The following is a 13867-nucleotide window of genomic DNA, read 5'->3' as shown; positions in this document are numbered from 1 at the left end:
CAACTGTGATTGCAGTACTGGCGTCTCGTGATCCCGTTGCCGTCAAGCCAGTTGGCGCTACGCGAGGCGCTGACCAGCGCTTTCAGTCGGAACGTGAGGGACACGAAGGGAATCACGAGGCACTGGCCGAGGAGAAGGCGGTGGCGGAGCAAAATCGGGAGACGTTGCGTCAGGCCAGGTTGGCTTCGTGGGTGAGGATGGCGACCTGGGTGCGGTTGGCAGCGTCGAGTTTGGTCATGATGCGGCCGATGTGGACCTTCACCGTGGACTGGCTCATATGGAGGTGGCCCGCGATCTCCGCGTTGCTCATGCCCTGGGCGACGGCCACCGCGACCTCGCGCTCGCGTGGGGTGAGGGCCTCCAGCCGGGACCTCGCTGCCTTGGCGGGGGCGCGGGAGGAGAACTCGGAGAGGAGCTTGGTGGTGATCCTCGGCGAGAGCATCGCCTCGCCGCGGGCCAGGACGTGGACGGCGCGGGCGAGTTCGCGTGGCGGGGTGTCCTTGAGCAGAAAGCCCGCTGCGCCGTGCTGAAGGGCGGCGTAGACGTACTCGTCCAGGTCGAAGGTGGTGAGGATGGCCACGGCCGGGGCGTTGGGCAGCGCGGTGACGCGTCGGGTCACCTCAAGTCCGTCGACCCGGGGCATTTGGATGTCGGTGAGCACCACATCCGGGCGGTGGCGGGCGACGAGCTCCATGACGGCCGATCCATCGCCGTCCTCGGCGACGACCTCGACCTGCGGGTCCGCGTCCAGGATGAGCCGGATGCCCTCGCGCACCAGTTCCTCGTCGTCCAGCAGCACCAATTTGACGCTCACGCCGCAACCTCATCCGTACCCAGGGGGAAGACCGCCCGGACACGGTACCCGCCGTCGTCGGTCCCGCCGGTACGCAGGGTTCCTCCGGCCAGGGTGACGCGTTCGCGCATACCGATCAGCCCGTAGCCGGAGCCGGGGACGGCGGTGCCTCGGACGGCTCCGCGCCGGTTGGCGACGGTGACCTGGAGCTGGTCCTGCGCCACTTCGAGCGAGATGCGTATCGCTGCGTGCGGGGCGTGTTTGGCGGCATTGGTGAGGGCCTCCTGGACCACGCGGTAGGCGGCCCGGCCCACGGCTCCGGAGACCTGCGGAAGGGGATCGGGGAGGTCCGCCCGGAGGTTCGCCCCCGCCGTGGTGGCGTCGTCCACCAGCGTGGCGATACCGTCCAGCGCGGGCGGCCCGGAACTGGAGGCCGGCGGCTGATCGTCCCTGAGGACCTTGAGCACGTCACGGAGCTCGGACAGGGCACTGGCGCTGGAATGGCGGATCACCTCGGCGATCTCCGCTGTTCGCTCGTCCGGGGCGCTCACCGACAGGCCGCCGGCCTGCAGGGCGATCACGCTGACCCGGTGCGCGACCACATCGTGCATCTCCCTTGCGATCCGCCGCCGTTCGGCTTCGACCGCGCGTTCGGCGAGCAGATCCCGTTCGCGTTCCGCCTGCTCGGCCCGGTCCCGCAGGCTGGAGAGTAGTGCGCCCCGCTGGAAGACCCACAGCCCGAGCAGCGCCGAGGCCGCCACCGCGAGCAGCGGTACGACCGCGATGTACGCGAGCCGGTCCGCGCTTCCGGCGAGTCCCCGGTAGTAGCCGGGGATGATCGCGAAGACGAGGACTGAGCCGGCGATCCAGAGCCGTCGGCATGGCCCCCAGCGGCGGGCCGCCGTGTACCCGGCGACGCAGGACACCCAGCTCGCGGCACCGGTGAAGGCCACCAGCACCGTCGCGGCGACCGGCAGCCACGGGAACCGCCTGCGCAGCAGCAGCGCGGGAGCACAGACGGCCAGGGCGCAGACGACGAGCAGCGTAGGCGCCGCATGGTGGACGGATACGCCCTGCAGGATCATGGCGGTGACCAGCAAGTCGAAGCAGAGCGACCGGAATCGGCCGTCCCACCAGGCCAGCCACCAGCGGCGCCGGGTCGGGGCAGGGCCCGGCGCCGCTCCCGGATTCTCCATGTGTTTGTCCTTCCGCCCCGACTTTCCGTTCAGATCAGGCGTCCCGCCGGGAGAGGGCCAGGGCGTTTCCGGCCAGCAGAAGGGCCGTCAGTGCCAGCAGCGGCAAGGCCTCGTAGCCGTGTGCGCCCGGCGTCGCTGCGGCCAGCTGCTTGGCCGCGGCGAAGGGTACCATCCGCGAATCGAGATTGAGGGCGTTTGCCAGCAGTGGCTCCAGCACTAGCGGCCACAGCACGGTGATGCTGAGCGCGGCCACGGCGCTTCTGGTCAGCCCTGCGAGCGCCAGGCCGACCAGCCCGGTCAGCGTGACATACAGCACGGTAGCGCCCGCCGCCGCGAGCGCCGGACCCGAGTCGGGGGTGGTCTGGCCGATGATCAGCACGCCCAGGTAGTCCACTGCGGCGGCGACCGCGGCGGTCACCGCGCCCAGGGCGGCCACCACCAGGGCCTTCGCGGCAACAATCCAGGCCCGGGACTGGAGGGTGAGCACCGTTGTGGTGATCGTCCGATGGCGGTACTCCATGCCGAAGGCGTTCACTCCGAGGGCCGCGATCGGCACCGCGGTGAGCAGGGGCATCAGGGACAGACCCTTGGTGAACTGCTCAGTTCCGGTGCTGCCGGTCCGGTTGTCGGTCAGAGCGAAGCCGAGCTGGAGCAGGACCATAAGGCCGCTCAGCACCCAGGTCGACCGCAGGGTGCGCAGCCCCGCCCAGGCGTAGCGCAGGGCCGGAAGGGCGGGGCCCGAGGAACTGGACACGTTGGCGCTCATGCCGCCTTCCTCCCGTGCTCTCGCTGCCCGGTGTACTGGCCGGCCTCGGCGGTGGCGGCGAGGAAGGCATCCTCCAGACTGCTCTGGCGGGTGTGCAACTCACGCACCCGCACTCCGGCACGGGTCGCCAATTCCCCCACCTGGTCGGCATCCAGGCCCTCGACGACGACGGTGTCCGGTCCCTCGCGGCGAGCGGTTGCGCCCTGCGCGCCCAGCTCTGCCAGTAGAGCCTCCGCACCTGCTGTGCGCACCACCACCTCCGATCGGGTGTACGCGGCGATGAACTCCTCAACCGGTTGCGCCGCGATCAGCCTGCCCCGGCCGATCACCACCAGTTCGTCGGCGGTAAGCGCCATCTCGGAGAGCAGATGGGAGGAGGCGAAGACGGTACGACCCTCCTCGGCCAGATCGCGCAGCAGGGCGCGGGTCCAGTGCACTCCCTCCGGGTCGAGGCCGTTCACCGGTTCGTCCAGAACCAAGTACTCGGGGTCGCCGAGCAGGGCGGTGGCCAGCCCCAGCCGCTGGCGCATACCAAGGCTGAAGCCGCCGGCCCGGCGGCGGCGAACGTCGTCCAGGCCGACCAGCGACAGCACCTCCCGCACCCGCCGCTCGCCGATTCTGGCCCCGGACGCCACCATCCGCAGATGCTGGTAGGCACTGCGGGCGGGATGCACTGCCCCCGGATCAAGCAGCACCCCCACCGTCCCCACCGGATCAGCCAGTTCACGATAGGTACGGCCGCCGAAGGTCGTCCGGCCGCCGCCGTGCTCCAGGCCGAGCATCAGCCGCATAGTCGTGGACTTCCCGGCGCCGTTGGGGCCGAGGAATCCGGTGACGGCACCTGGTCGCGCGGTGAAGGAGAGGTCGTCGACGGCGACCGTCTCCCCGTAGCGCCTGTTGAGTCCCTGAACAGTGATCATCGCTCTCCTCGCAAAAAGCGGTGGGCGGAGTATCAGTGCGCCCGCCCTGACGAACTCCTCAAGACTGCGCCGGTCTCACGGGTCGCCGCATCACGCGACCGGTCAGCCCCGCCTACGACTTTTGTCCAACTGGGAGCGGCGGAAAGAGGGACGTCCCCTCAGGGCTGCTCGCACAGCATGGAGGCAGCCGGATTCACCTCGCGCCTCGGCGCAATCGGAAAGGAAGAGTTCCCATGCGCACGCTGACTACGCAGCACACCCTCCTGGCCGCCAACTCCGTCCACGCCAACCATCTGATGGCGGCCGGGTTGATCATCCTGCCGATCCTCCTCTATGCGGCCCTGTTCGTGGGTGCGCTGATCAGCATCACCGCCTCGCGCCTCAGCGGAGGGATGAAGCTGGTCTGGATCGTCTTCGCCTTCATCGCCCCGTTCCTGGGCAGCCTGCTGTGGTTCGTCTTCGGCCGGCGCGACGCCTCACGGCGGCGACGCTTCGCCTAGTACTGCAATCACAGTTGCTGGATGTGGCCTCGGCGTTTGTAGTGGCTGCGGCGAGCGCGGGTTCGGCTGAGGCGTCTCCACCATGACCAGCGCAGATGGTGCTGTGGGGTGAGGCGGTGCGGGCGGAGGACCAGGCCGATGAGGCGGCGGATCTCCGCGACGGACAGGGGTATCAGGGCGGCGGTTTGCCCTAATCGGCAGCCCCTTTTTCCAGCTCGCGGGAGCGGATCGCGGTGAGTGCGGCCATGGCGAGGGCGATGTGCCGGTACCAGGCGTCGTAGCGGCGGACTTGGTAGTGGTCCAGGCCGCACTCGTTCTTCGCGACCTGGAACGATTCCTCGACGGCCCACCTGGCCGCGGCGACCTTGACCAGGTCCTTCAGGCGGGTGCCGACGGGGCCGTAGCAGACGTAGTGGGCGATGTCGGTGGGGTCTTTGACCGAGCGATTGGCCAGGACCCAGTGGCCGACACCGTCCTCCCCCACGGGGCGGATCGTCACCCGAGCCCAGTCGTAGACGCGCTCGCCGTGGGAGCCGCGGCCACCGGACAGGCGCTTCCAGGCCTGCCGGGGCGAGGCGGCGACCAGCTCGTCCACCCGGACTTCACGCCAGCCGGTTGTGATCACGGTGTCGTTGACCCTGGTGGCCAGCACATAGCCGACCCCGGGCTGTTCCAGCCACACACGCAAGTGCTTGACCTGCCCGTACGCCTCGTCCGCGGTCACGCGAACGGCACCCCGGCGTCGATCGCACGCTGCAGCATCCACCGGAAGTGCTCGTTCTTCGTCGCGAACGGCACCTCGTCAGGGATACCGGCCGCCCGGCACCGCTCACGGTCGTCCAACCACAGTCACCGGCAGAGCTCACAACTGTCCTACCAGTAACTGTGATTGCAGTACTAAGGCATTGCGGCATTCAACCAATGTGCGGCGGTCCGGTCGGCGGGTGCCCGGCCCGGCCGGATCGAGTGCGGTGCCGAAGACGGCCGCCGCCCGCGGCGGCCCGGCGGTCGGCGTATGCCGGTGCCTCGGCGCAGATGATCGTCCGTCACCGGCCGTTCCGGGACCATGCCGGACGCGACGGAGCGCTCGGCCGACTCCTTTGCGCGCTCGGTCCCGCGCGTTCCCGGTCCGGGGCGATGGCTCGACCCTGCTGCGCCTCCGCATCCGTGTGGTACCGGTGTTCGCCTCCTCCGCCGCCTTCTCCGCCGTCTTCGCGCCGGTCGGCGGCGCACCGCGCCGGACGCCCGCACGGTGGAGCGTCGCCGGCGGCGCCCTGCCGGTGGCGCGACTGGTCCGCCAGATCGAGTGAATATGCCAGCCATAAGCTGCTGACGCAGAGGTTTGCGTTTCAAACTCCTTGTGGCGAAAAGGTGCGGAACCAGATATTCCAGACGACTGTTTTCGTAAAGAGGAGGAAATGAGTAGGGTGTGGCCCGCTGCCGACTGACCAGCGGTGGCGGTCCGGCCGAATTCGGCATGGACGAATGCGCAGGTGCCGCAAGGCACCCGCGTGCACCAGGAGGGGAACATGCCGTCCGGCTCTTTCGAGGGGCAGTACGTATGGAGTCCAGCAGCCGATGACCGGGCGCTGGCGCGAGCGTGTATGGATGTCCGCGTCGGGCGCTACTTCAGCGTTCATGAGGTACTGCGGGAGACCCGTCAGGATTTCGAACTACGAGCCCACCGGTCACTCGTGCTGGCCTCCGAAGCGGCCGGTACCGACCTGGCCGAACGATGGCTCGCCGAAGAACCGGGGCCGGACGCCGCCCTGTTATGGGCCCGCGTGGCGATGCTACGGGCACTGCGCATGGCCGACGCCGGCGACCGGCGGGCCGGCGCCCTGGACCGGATAGCGCGCGCCGCCTGCGAACGGGCCGCGAAACTGGCGCCCGAGGACCCCACGCCGTGGGTCGCCCAGCTCGCCCTGGCCCGGCTCGACCGCCCTCAGGATCCCGCTCCCCAGGGGCTGTTGACCTCACCCACCGGGCCTTGGTATCTCTTCGCGCACATCCTCCGGCTCGACCCCTGGCACCGCGAGGCCCATCACCGCTTCCTGTCCTTCTTCTTCACCCGCTACGGCGGTTCGTCCAGTGCCAGTTGGGACGTCGCCGCCTTCCTGAGCCAGCGCGCCGCGGCCTCCTCGCCGCTCCGGCTGCTGCCGTTGGTGGCGCTCGTCGAGGACTACAACCCCGCCGCACTGCTGGCCGACCGCACCTGGGAGCAGCCGCAGTGGATCACCGCCGCGTCGGGCGTCCACCGCAACTGGTTCCCCACCGTGGCCGACTACCGCTTCACCCCGGTCGTGGATCTGGCCTATCTCGCCCATGCGCTGTTCATGGCGAAGTGCGAATTCGAGTCCCGTGAAGTCCTGACGGCCATGGGTCCTTATGCGTCACGGATGCCCTGGAGTGTCTTCGGTGATCCGGCAGAGCNCAACTGACCAAAGCACGAAGAGCGTGCGGACTCCCCGTTCCGCACGATCTGTGACGCACTGACCGTATCCCCACCGAACCGTTGTCCCCACCAACAGAAAGGTTTCGGTAGTGTCCGATCGTACGTCCTCCCCAGTCCGCGCCAAAGCCCGCTCAAAATTCCCGCACGGTGTGGACCCCGCCGCCTTCGATGATGACGCGACCCTGCATGCCATGGGTTATCCGCGGAAACTCACCCGGAGATTCCGGGCCTTCGACAATTTCGCCATTTCTTTTACCATCATCAATATCATCTCCGGCATCTTCTCCTCGTTCGGCTTCGGCCTGAACGCCGGCGGCCCGCGCATCCTGATATTCGGCTGGATCGCGGTCTCCGTCATGGTGCTGTTCGTCGGCGCCGCCATGGGCGAGATCGCCTCCAAGTACCCGACCAGCGGGGCGCTCTACTTCTCCGCCGGCAAGCTCGCCAAGCGCCACCAGGGTGCCTGGTCCTGGTACACCGGCTGGCTCAACTTCGTCGGCCAGGTCGGCGGCACCGCCGCCACCAACTTCGCCGCCGCCACCTTCATCCAGGCGTTCATCGCCATGCAATGGCCTTCGTACGAGCCCACCGCGCCGCAGACCGTCGCCATCACCGCGGCGATTTTGCTGGTGCAAGCCCTCGCGAACACCTACACCGTGCGACTGGTTGCGGTACTCAACCGTATTTCGGTGTGGTGGCTGCTGGTCGGCATGGTGGTCATCGTCGGCACGCTCGCCCTGATTCCGACGCATCATCAAGAACCGTCCTTCATCACCCACTTCGCCAACAACACGGGCTTCACCAACGCCATTTACGGCGGAATGCTCGGTCTGCTCGTCAGCAGCTGGACGTTCACCGGCTTCGACGGAAGTTTCCACATGTCCGAGGAATCGGTGAAGGCGACCGTCACCGCCCCGCGCGGCATCATGTGGGCCATCAGCTGCTCCGCTATCACCGGACTGATCCTCATGCTCGCTCTGGTGTACGCCATCCGCGACTACGGCCACGCCGCGAAGGCCGACGCCCCGCCGGTGCAGATTCTCATCGACGCGCTCGGCGTACAGACGGCGAAGCTCCTGCTGCTGATCGTCATCGGCGCCATGCTGTTCTGCGGACTGGCCAACATGACCAGCAACACCCGGCAGATCTTCGCCTTCTCCCGCGACGGCGCGATGCCCGGCTCCCGCTGGTGGCACTCGGTCTCCGACCGCACCCGCACCCCCGTCAAGGCCGTCTGGCTGGCCGCCGCCTGCTCGCTGGTCCTGGTCATCCCCGGCTGGTGGTCGCACACCGCCTTCACCGCGGTCGTCAGCGTCAACGTCGTGGGCCTCTTCCTCTCCTACGGCGTGCCGATCTTCCTCCGGCTGCGACTGGACGACTTCCAGCCTGGACCGTGGAACCTGGGCCGCTACGGCAGGCCGGTCGCCGCGATCGCCGTCCTGTGGATCGTGGTGAGCAACCTCCTCTTCATGCTGCCGCAGCAGTACCCGGTCACCCTGGACTCCTTCAACTACGCGCCGATCGCACTGGCGGTGGTCCTCGTGATCGCCACGGTCTGGTGGTTCGCCACCGCCCGCCGCCGCTTCCAGGGGCCGGTCAGCTACGGCAGCCCCGACGAGGTCGCGGCGATGGACCTGATCTGACCCGGCCCCACCAGAAAGGGACGCACCCCCGATGCGACCGACCATCCACACCACCCCGGCGAGCGGCGAACTCACCGTCACCGCGGCCCCGTTGGACCAGTGGCACGAGATCGTCGGCTGGACCGCCGACGAAGGCTGGAACCCCGGCGACGACGACATCGCCCGCTTCCACCCCACCGACCCCGACGGCTTCTACCTCGGCCGCCTCGGCGACCGCACCGTCTCGGCCCTCTCGATCGTCAACTACTCGGCAGACTACGCCTTCCTGGGCTACTACCTCGTCGCCGCCGGCCTCCGCGGCCAGGGCCTCGGCCTCACCACCTGGCGCACCGCCTTCCCGCACGCCGGGGCCCGGACCGTGGGCCTGGACGGGGTCCCCTCCCAGCAGGACACCTACCGGCGCGCCGGCTTCACCACCGCCCACGACACCCTGAGGTACACCGGCCGCCCCACCCCCGGCGCCCCGCCCTCCCCGGACACCCACCCGGTCACCGCCGCCCACCTCGACGCGATCGCCGCCTACGACCGCTGCTGCTTCCCCGCCGATCGGCGCGGCTTCGTCGCCCGCTGGCTGACCGCCCCCGGCCACACCGCCCGGGTGCACCTCCGCGACGGCGAGGTCGCCGGATACGGCGTGCTCCGCCCGGCGCACTCCGGCTACCGCGTCGGCCCCCTCTTCGCCGACACCCCGCAGACCGCCGGAGCTCTCTTCGACGCCCTCACCACCTGCCTCGACCCCGCCGACGAGGTCAGCCTCGACATCCCCGAACCCAACACCCCCGCCCACACCTTGGCCACCAGCCGTGGCCTGACGCCCCGCTCGCACACCGTGCGCATGTACACCGGCCCGGTCCCGCCCGTGGACGCGTCCCGCACCTTCGGTGTGACCAGCCTGGAACTGGGCTGACCGGAGTCCCGCAGCGCGCGCCCGGCCGACCACTGCCGCGGACCTTCCGAAGATCAAGTCCTCGGGAGGTCCGCGGCAGCGCCGTCGTACGCCACGCCGGCGGCGCGGGTCCGCCCGCGAGCGGTGGATGCCCGTGAGCGAGGGGTGCGCGCGCACCCGGACGGTCACGCGTCGGTCGGTACACCGGCGTTGCGGAGGACCTCGCGCGCCGGCAGGGCGACGCTCTGGGCGGCGGTCAGGCCGGAGGCCGCCAGGTGGGCGTCCGCGATCCGCAGCCCGGTCGCGTACCCGGCGAAGTCCGGCAACCCCACGGGCTCGCTCCCCAGGAGCTCTGCGGTCGCGTCGCCGAACACGTACGGCGGGAGGTTCTGCATACCGGCGAGGTCGATCGCGCCGGTGACCCTCTCGTACGCATGGTCCCGTTCGGTGCCGGACAGCGTCGTCGCCCACGGGCCCATGGCCTGCTCACCGGCCAACTCCCGGACGAACGCCTCGGCCAGCCCCTCCGCGACGACCTGTTCCCCCACCGTGACGGTCGCCGGGTTCCAGACCACGTTCGCGTAGCGCACGTTGTGGTGGAGCTCGTGCGCGGCGGCGTGGCCGATCTTCGCCAGGCTCGTCTCGGTGGGCCACATCAGCAGGTGGATCGCGCCGGGGAACCCGCCCAGACCGAAATAGCCGGCGCTGCGGACGGTCAGGTGGTGGTCGTCGGGATCGCCGAGCACCAGGACGACATGCACGGTCTCGGCGTGCTTGATCCCGGGAACCGCGGCGTCGATCCGCTCCCATGCGGCCGTGAGCGAGTCCTCGACCCGGTCCCACACCCGCGCGTCCCGCATCTGGTGCAGGGCGGCCACGTACCGCGGGTCCTCCCGGTCGAGGCGGAAACCACTGCCCTGTTGGTGCCACTGGACCTGATCCACGTCGCCCATCACCGAAAGGGGGCCCTGGAGCGGGCTGAGCATCTTCCGCAGGGCGTCCGGCCGTTCCTCCTGCGGGCGCTGGAGGAGGTCGAGCATCGCGGACGCCGTGTCGTGAACAACGATCTTCATGTCTCAGGACCGTAGGGCCTCCGGTAACCGGAGGGTCAAGCCCGTCGACGAAGCCGGCACCCGCCCAGCAAGGCTCCGGTGGGCGCTCAGTGGGCGAAGAGCGTGCTCGCCAGGACGACGTGGACGGTGGTGCCGCAGAGGATGCTCAACAGGGCGTTGCGGCGCCACAGGTGCAGACCGATCGTGACGGCCAGGGCCACCAGCGGGGCGAGCGCCCGCGGTTCGGTCACCGGCAGGTCGCGCAGGCAGTAGACGAGCAGGATGACCATGACGCCGGCGGGCATGCGGTGGCTGAGGTACCGGACGGTCCGGCTCGCGCGCAGCGGGGCGAGGGCCGCGAAGGGGAGGGCGCGCAGGGCCCAGGTGACGGCGGCGGAGACGGCCACCGCGGCGATGAGGTACGGGGTGTCAGGCACGGGCGGCCCTCCTGCCGGTGACGAAGTGGCGGGCCAGGAGCCCAGCGGTGAACAGGGCGAACGCGGCCGGGAGCAGCTGCTCGGGAAAGGCGAGGCGGGCGACCAGGGCGCTGATCAGGGCGAGGGCGGGGGTGGGCAGATCGCCGCGACGGTCCCGGATGGCGTCGAGGGCCAGCACGGCGAACAGGGCGGTCAGGGCGAAGTCCAGTCCGGTGACGCCGTCGGGGATCAGCGAGCCGAGCAGTGCCCCGGCAGTGGCGCTGCCGGCCCAGTACAGGTGCATGAACAACTGGAGCCACAGAATGCGGCGGCTGGGCCAGGACCGGGCCCGCTCGCCGGTGGACAGCGCGTATGCCTCGTCGGTGAGCGAGAAGGTGCTGTAGGTCTTGGCGAGCCGGCCCTCGACGCGGTGCAGGGGGAACGAGAGCGCGTAGAAGACGTGCCGGATGTTGACGAGGAAGGCGGTCAGGGCGATCGTCGCCAGCGGCGCGACGGCGGTGACCAGGCCGATGAGCAGGAACTCGAACGATCCGGCGTAGATCAGGGTGGTGAAGAGGCTCGCCCACCACCAGGCCAGACCGGAGTGGGCGACGAGGACGCCGAAGGCGAGGCCGAGCGGGACGAGGCCGAGGCCCACGGAGGTGGAGTCCTTGAAGGCGGCCCGGGCCTGGGGCGGCAGCCGGGGCGAGGGTGCGGGAGGCGCGGGCCGAGCGGGAGCGTCGACGGCGGCCGAGGGTATTGCCATGCCGAAATTTTACGACCAAATGGATCTTATATGGTTGCTGATTATGCCCGTAGAATCAATCTGTGAGCAATGAAATTGACCTCGATGCCATCGACCGCGAAATTTTGTTTCATCTGCGCCAGGACGGGCGGCTGACCAACGTCGAGCTGGCCAAGCGCGTGGGGCTGACTCCGCCGCCGTGCCTGCGCCGGGTCAAGCGTCTGGAGGAGGTCGGGGTCATCGCCGGCTACCGGGCCGTCATCGATCCCGCGGCGGTCGGTCGGGGCCTGGAGGTCCTGGTCGACGTCGAGGTGTACGCCACCGATCGGGAGACCGTCGAGGAGTTCGAGGACACCGTGGCGTCCTATGAGGAAGTCATCGAACTGCGCCGGTTCTTCGGTCGCCCGGACTACTTCCTCCGCGTCACGGTCGCCGACCACGCCGCCTACGAGGCGTTCCTGACCGGCAAGCTCACGGGCCTGCGCGGCGTCCTCCGGGTGGAGTCGCACCTGACCATGAAGAAGATCAAGACCGACCTCTGAACGGCCGCTCGGAGGTCGGCCCGTCGTGGCCGTCCGGCATCACAGGAACCGTTCGGCCACCGCGAGCACGGCCACCATGATGAGGCAGACGGCCGCCGCGGCCGCCGCACCCGCGGACACCCTGCTGAGCAGCCACAGCAGCGCACCCCAGGGCTGCGGATTCGCGCTGAGCCGTGCGCCCTTGCCGAAGGAGACCCGCAGGGGCAGCAGGCACAGGAAGAGCAGCAGTGCCGCCGCGCCGCTCACGACGCCGAAGACGACGGCGAGGATCGTCGCGGCGCGCGGCAAAAGGGGCTGGGTGTAACCGCCGTCGGACCGGCGCTGCAGCCTGATCGGGCTGTCGTCGAAGCGCGCGACCTCGTAGGCGTGTGCCGAGGCATCGGTGAACGGGCCCTCCAGGGCGACGAACGTGCCGGTGCAGTCGCGCCTGCTGTACTTGCCGCTGCCGGTGATGTGGCAGTGGGGCGCGGTGAGGGTGCCCGGAGTGCCGGCCAGCGCCGCGCGATAGGCGAACGGGCCCCAGAGCAAGGACACCAGCCAGACGGCCAGCGCGAGCACACCCGCGGCGAGCAGCAGGCCGAAGGCGGTCAGCGACGGGCTGGGCGGCAGGGCGGGCTTTTCTTCCACCCCTGCGTTATATCCGCTGTCCGCCAAGGGTCCTGACGGTGGTACCGCGGATCCGTACGTGATCTTGACGTGCGCGAGTCCGCGAGGCGGCGCGGGGGTGGGACCGCGTTCGGGATGGTGACGGAGAGGCGCCGGCCCGGGTTGGAGTTCCTGGTCTCCATCGGTCGGCGGCGTGGGTTCGAGAGCCTGGCGGGTCAGGGTAGTTCGGATTCGAGGCGGCGTTGCAGTTCGCCGAGGGTCTCGCGTGCGAGCTCCAGCCTCTCGGGGTCGAGCCCTTCGGTGGTGCGGAGGGCGAGTTGGGCGTAGGCCGCCTGCATCCTGTGCAGGGCGGCGCGGCCGGTCGGGGTGACTTCGAGCAGCTTGGCCCGCTGGTGCGCGGGATTGGGGCGGTAGCGGGCGAGTTCGTCGGCGACAAGGAGGTCCGCCACACGCTGGACGCTTTGGCGCGTGTGGCCGAGCCGGCAGGCGATGGTCCCGACGGGGGCGGCTTCTTCTTCGACCTCGGCGAGGACCTGCCAGCGCGCCAGGCTCTGGCCAGTGGGTCGGGCGATGCCGTTGCCGATCGCCTCGACGACGTTGGTGAGTCTGCCGACCTGGTCGATCAGTGCGCTGTAGGCGTCACAGGTTCGATCGGCACTCTTGACAGCATGCTGTCGTGTCGTTAGCTTGTCGGACATGACAGCATGCTGTCATGTAGTGCTTCGGCCCGCAACAGGCGAACCAGGAGACCGCATGTCATCCACGCCCCGTCCACTCCGGATCTCGCGCGACATCGTCATCGCCGCACCACCTTCGGCGGTGTTCTCCATAGTCGCCAATCCGCACCGCCACGCCGATTTCGACGGTTCTGGCACCGTGAAGAACGCGGTCTCGGGACCGGACCGGCTGGGCCTGAACGCCACGTTCAAGACGGCCATGAAGATGTTCGGTGTGCGCTACCAGATCGTCAACACGGTCGTCGAGTTCGAGGCGGACCGGCGCATCGCGTGGTGCAACCCCGGCAAACACCGCTGGCGCTACGAACTCGAAGAGGTCGACGGTGGCACGCGGGTGACCGAGACCTGCGACCTCTCCACCTCGCCGATGCGCGGACTGCTCGTGCGCACACCGTTGCCGCGCCGGAACGCCGAGGGCATCGAGAAGACTCTGCCGCGGCTCAAGGCACTGGTCGAGAACGGCGTCTGAACCGACCAGCCGAGTCGGCCCCACCCGGCTGGCCCGCCCGTAGCGAGACCTGCGGCGGGCGCAGGACCGCGGGCTCGGCGGCACGTCTCTATTTCGAGTCCCTTCCCGGCAGACCCTGACTTGAGGATCGACCCCGCCGCA

General features: G+C 69.5%; 17 protein-coding genes and 1 pseudogene. 7 read left to right on the top strand and 11 right to left on the bottom strand.

All coding sequences use genetic code 11. The annotated features are described in order from the left end of the window. Window positions 1-169 precede the first annotated feature (169 nt). The 4 genes from CG747_RS12350 to CG747_RS12335 are packed head-to-tail and all read right to left on the bottom strand — an operon-like array spanning window position 170 to window position 3675. Window positions 170-814, bottom strand: coding sequence for a response regulator transcription factor (locus tag CG747_RS12350; protein ID WP_100601738.1), 645 nt, complete (start codon window positions 812-814; stop codon window positions 170-172). Beyond that, window positions 811-1989: a sensor histidine kinase gene (locus tag CG747_RS12345; protein ID WP_100601737.1), complete on the bottom strand. Its 1179-nt coding sequence runs from the start codon at window positions 1987-1989 to the stop codon at window positions 811-813. Before CG747_RS12345 ends, CG747_RS12350 begins: the two co-directional genes overlap by 4 nt. Before the next feature lie 34 nt (window positions 1990-2023). After that, window positions 2024-2755 (bottom strand): ABC transporter permease, encoded by a 732-nt coding sequence (locus CG747_RS12340; protein WP_100601736.1) that lies wholly within the window; start codon window positions 2753-2755, stop codon window positions 2024-2026. Next, a complete protein-coding gene (locus CG747_RS12335) occupies window positions 2752-3675 on the bottom strand; it encodes an ATP-binding cassette domain-containing protein (RefSeq protein WP_073449547.1) in 924 nt (307 codons plus the stop codon). Before CG747_RS12335 ends, CG747_RS12340 begins: the two co-directional genes overlap by 4 nt. 233 nt (window positions 3676-3908) lie before the next feature. Here CG747_RS12335 and CG747_RS12330 point away from each other — a divergent pair, with 233 nt between their 5' ends. Next, on the top strand, window positions 3909-4175 hold the full coding sequence (locus tag CG747_RS12330; RefSeq protein ID WP_100601735.1) for a PLDc N-terminal domain-containing protein: 267 nt from the start codon (window positions 3909-3911) through the stop codon (window positions 4173-4175). A 190-nt stretch (window positions 4176-4365) separates the two neighbouring features. On the opposite strand, the gene CG747_RS12325 is transcribed toward CG747_RS12330, so the two are convergent. Together CG747_RS12325 and CG747_RS49280 are read right to left on the bottom strand one after the other, a co-directional pair. Continuing rightward, a complete protein-coding gene (locus tag CG747_RS12325; protein WP_180985499.1) occupies window positions 4366-4899 on the bottom strand; it encodes a transposase in 534 nt (177 codons plus the stop codon). Beyond that, window positions 4896-5018 (bottom strand): hypothetical protein, encoded by a 123-nt coding sequence (locus tag CG747_RS49280; protein ID WP_257980362.1) that lies wholly within the window; start codon window positions 5016-5018, stop codon window positions 4896-4898. Before CG747_RS49280 ends, CG747_RS12325 begins: the two co-directional genes overlap by 4 nt. Window positions 5019-5353: 335 nt before the next feature. Here CG747_RS49280 and CG747_RS49275 point away from each other — a divergent pair, with 335 nt between their 5' ends. The 4 genes and pseudogenes from CG747_RS49275 (at window position 5354) to CG747_RS12305 (ending at window position 9180) form a co-directional block, all read left to right on the top strand. Then, on the top strand, window positions 5354-5485 hold the full coding sequence (locus CG747_RS49275; RefSeq protein WP_257980361.1) for a hypothetical protein: 132 nt from the start codon (window positions 5354-5356) through the stop codon (window positions 5483-5485). Between the two features lie 219 nt (window positions 5486-5704). Further along, window positions 5705-6663, top strand: a pseudogene (locus CG747_RS12315) (hypothetical protein). A 158-nt stretch (window positions 6664-6821) separates the two neighbouring features. Then, entirely contained in the window at window positions 6822-8273 is a 1452-nt protein-coding gene (locus CG747_RS12310; protein WP_100601733.1) for an amino acid permease, read from the top strand. Between the two features lie 31 nt (window positions 8274-8304). Beyond that, a complete protein-coding gene (locus CG747_RS12305) occupies window positions 8305-9180 on the top strand; it encodes a GNAT family N-acetyltransferase (protein ID WP_100601732.1) in 876 nt (291 codons plus the stop codon). A gap of 164 nt (window positions 9181-9344) precedes the next feature. Here CG747_RS12305 and CG747_RS12300 read toward each other — a convergent pair whose 3' ends face one another. The 3 genes from CG747_RS12300 to CG747_RS12290 form a co-directional block, all read right to left on the bottom strand. Continuing rightward, a complete protein-coding gene (locus tag CG747_RS12300; protein WP_100601731.1) occupies window positions 9345-10232 on the bottom strand; it encodes a DUF2268 domain-containing protein in 888 nt (295 codons plus the stop codon). A gap of 86 nt (window positions 10233-10318) precedes the next feature. Then, a complete protein-coding gene (locus tag CG747_RS12295) occupies window positions 10319-10648 on the bottom strand; it encodes a branched-chain amino acid transporter permease (RefSeq protein ID WP_100601730.1) in 330 nt (109 codons plus the stop codon). Then, window positions 10641-11327, bottom strand: a complete 687-nt coding sequence (locus CG747_RS12290) for an AzlC family ABC transporter permease (RefSeq protein ID WP_374701770.1) — start codon at window positions 11325-11327, stop codon at window positions 10641-10643. Before CG747_RS12290 ends, CG747_RS12295 begins: the two co-directional genes overlap by 8 nt. 128 nt (window positions 11328-11455) lie before the next feature. On the opposite strand from CG747_RS12290, the gene CG747_RS12285 reads away from it, so the two are divergent. After that, window positions 11456-11914 carry an Lrp/AsnC family transcriptional regulator gene (locus CG747_RS12285; RefSeq protein WP_100601728.1) on the top strand — a complete coding sequence of 153 codons (459 nt, stop codon included), beginning with the start codon at window positions 11456-11458 and terminating at the stop codon, window positions 11912-11914. Between the two features lie 39 nt (window positions 11915-11953). Here CG747_RS12285 and CG747_RS12280 read toward each other — a convergent pair whose 3' ends face one another. Further along, window positions 11954-12541: a hypothetical protein gene (locus CG747_RS12280; RefSeq protein ID WP_100601727.1), complete on the bottom strand. Its 588-nt coding sequence runs from the start codon at window positions 12539-12541 to the stop codon at window positions 11954-11956. A 194-nt stretch (window positions 12542-12735) separates the two neighbouring features. After that, on the bottom strand, window positions 12736-13218 hold the full coding sequence (locus CG747_RS12275) for a MarR family winged helix-turn-helix transcriptional regulator (protein ID WP_100601726.1): 483 nt from the start codon (window positions 13216-13218) through the stop codon (window positions 12736-12738). Window positions 13219-13273: 55 nt separating this feature from the next. On the opposite strand from CG747_RS12275, the gene CG747_RS12270 reads away from it, so the two are divergent. Then, window positions 13274-13726, top strand: coding sequence for an SRPBCC family protein (locus CG747_RS12270; protein WP_100601725.1), 453 nt, complete (start codon window positions 13274-13276; stop codon window positions 13724-13726). Window positions 13727-13867: the final 141 nt, after the last annotated feature.

This window comes from Streptomyces sp. CB02959, assembly GCF_002803155.1.
Taxonomy (GTDB): domain Bacteria; phylum Actinomycetota; class Actinomycetes; order Streptomycetales; family Streptomycetaceae; genus Streptomyces.
The sequence above is the reverse complement of the archived record's forward strand: the minus strand, read 5'-3'. Positions and strand labels throughout refer to the sequence as shown.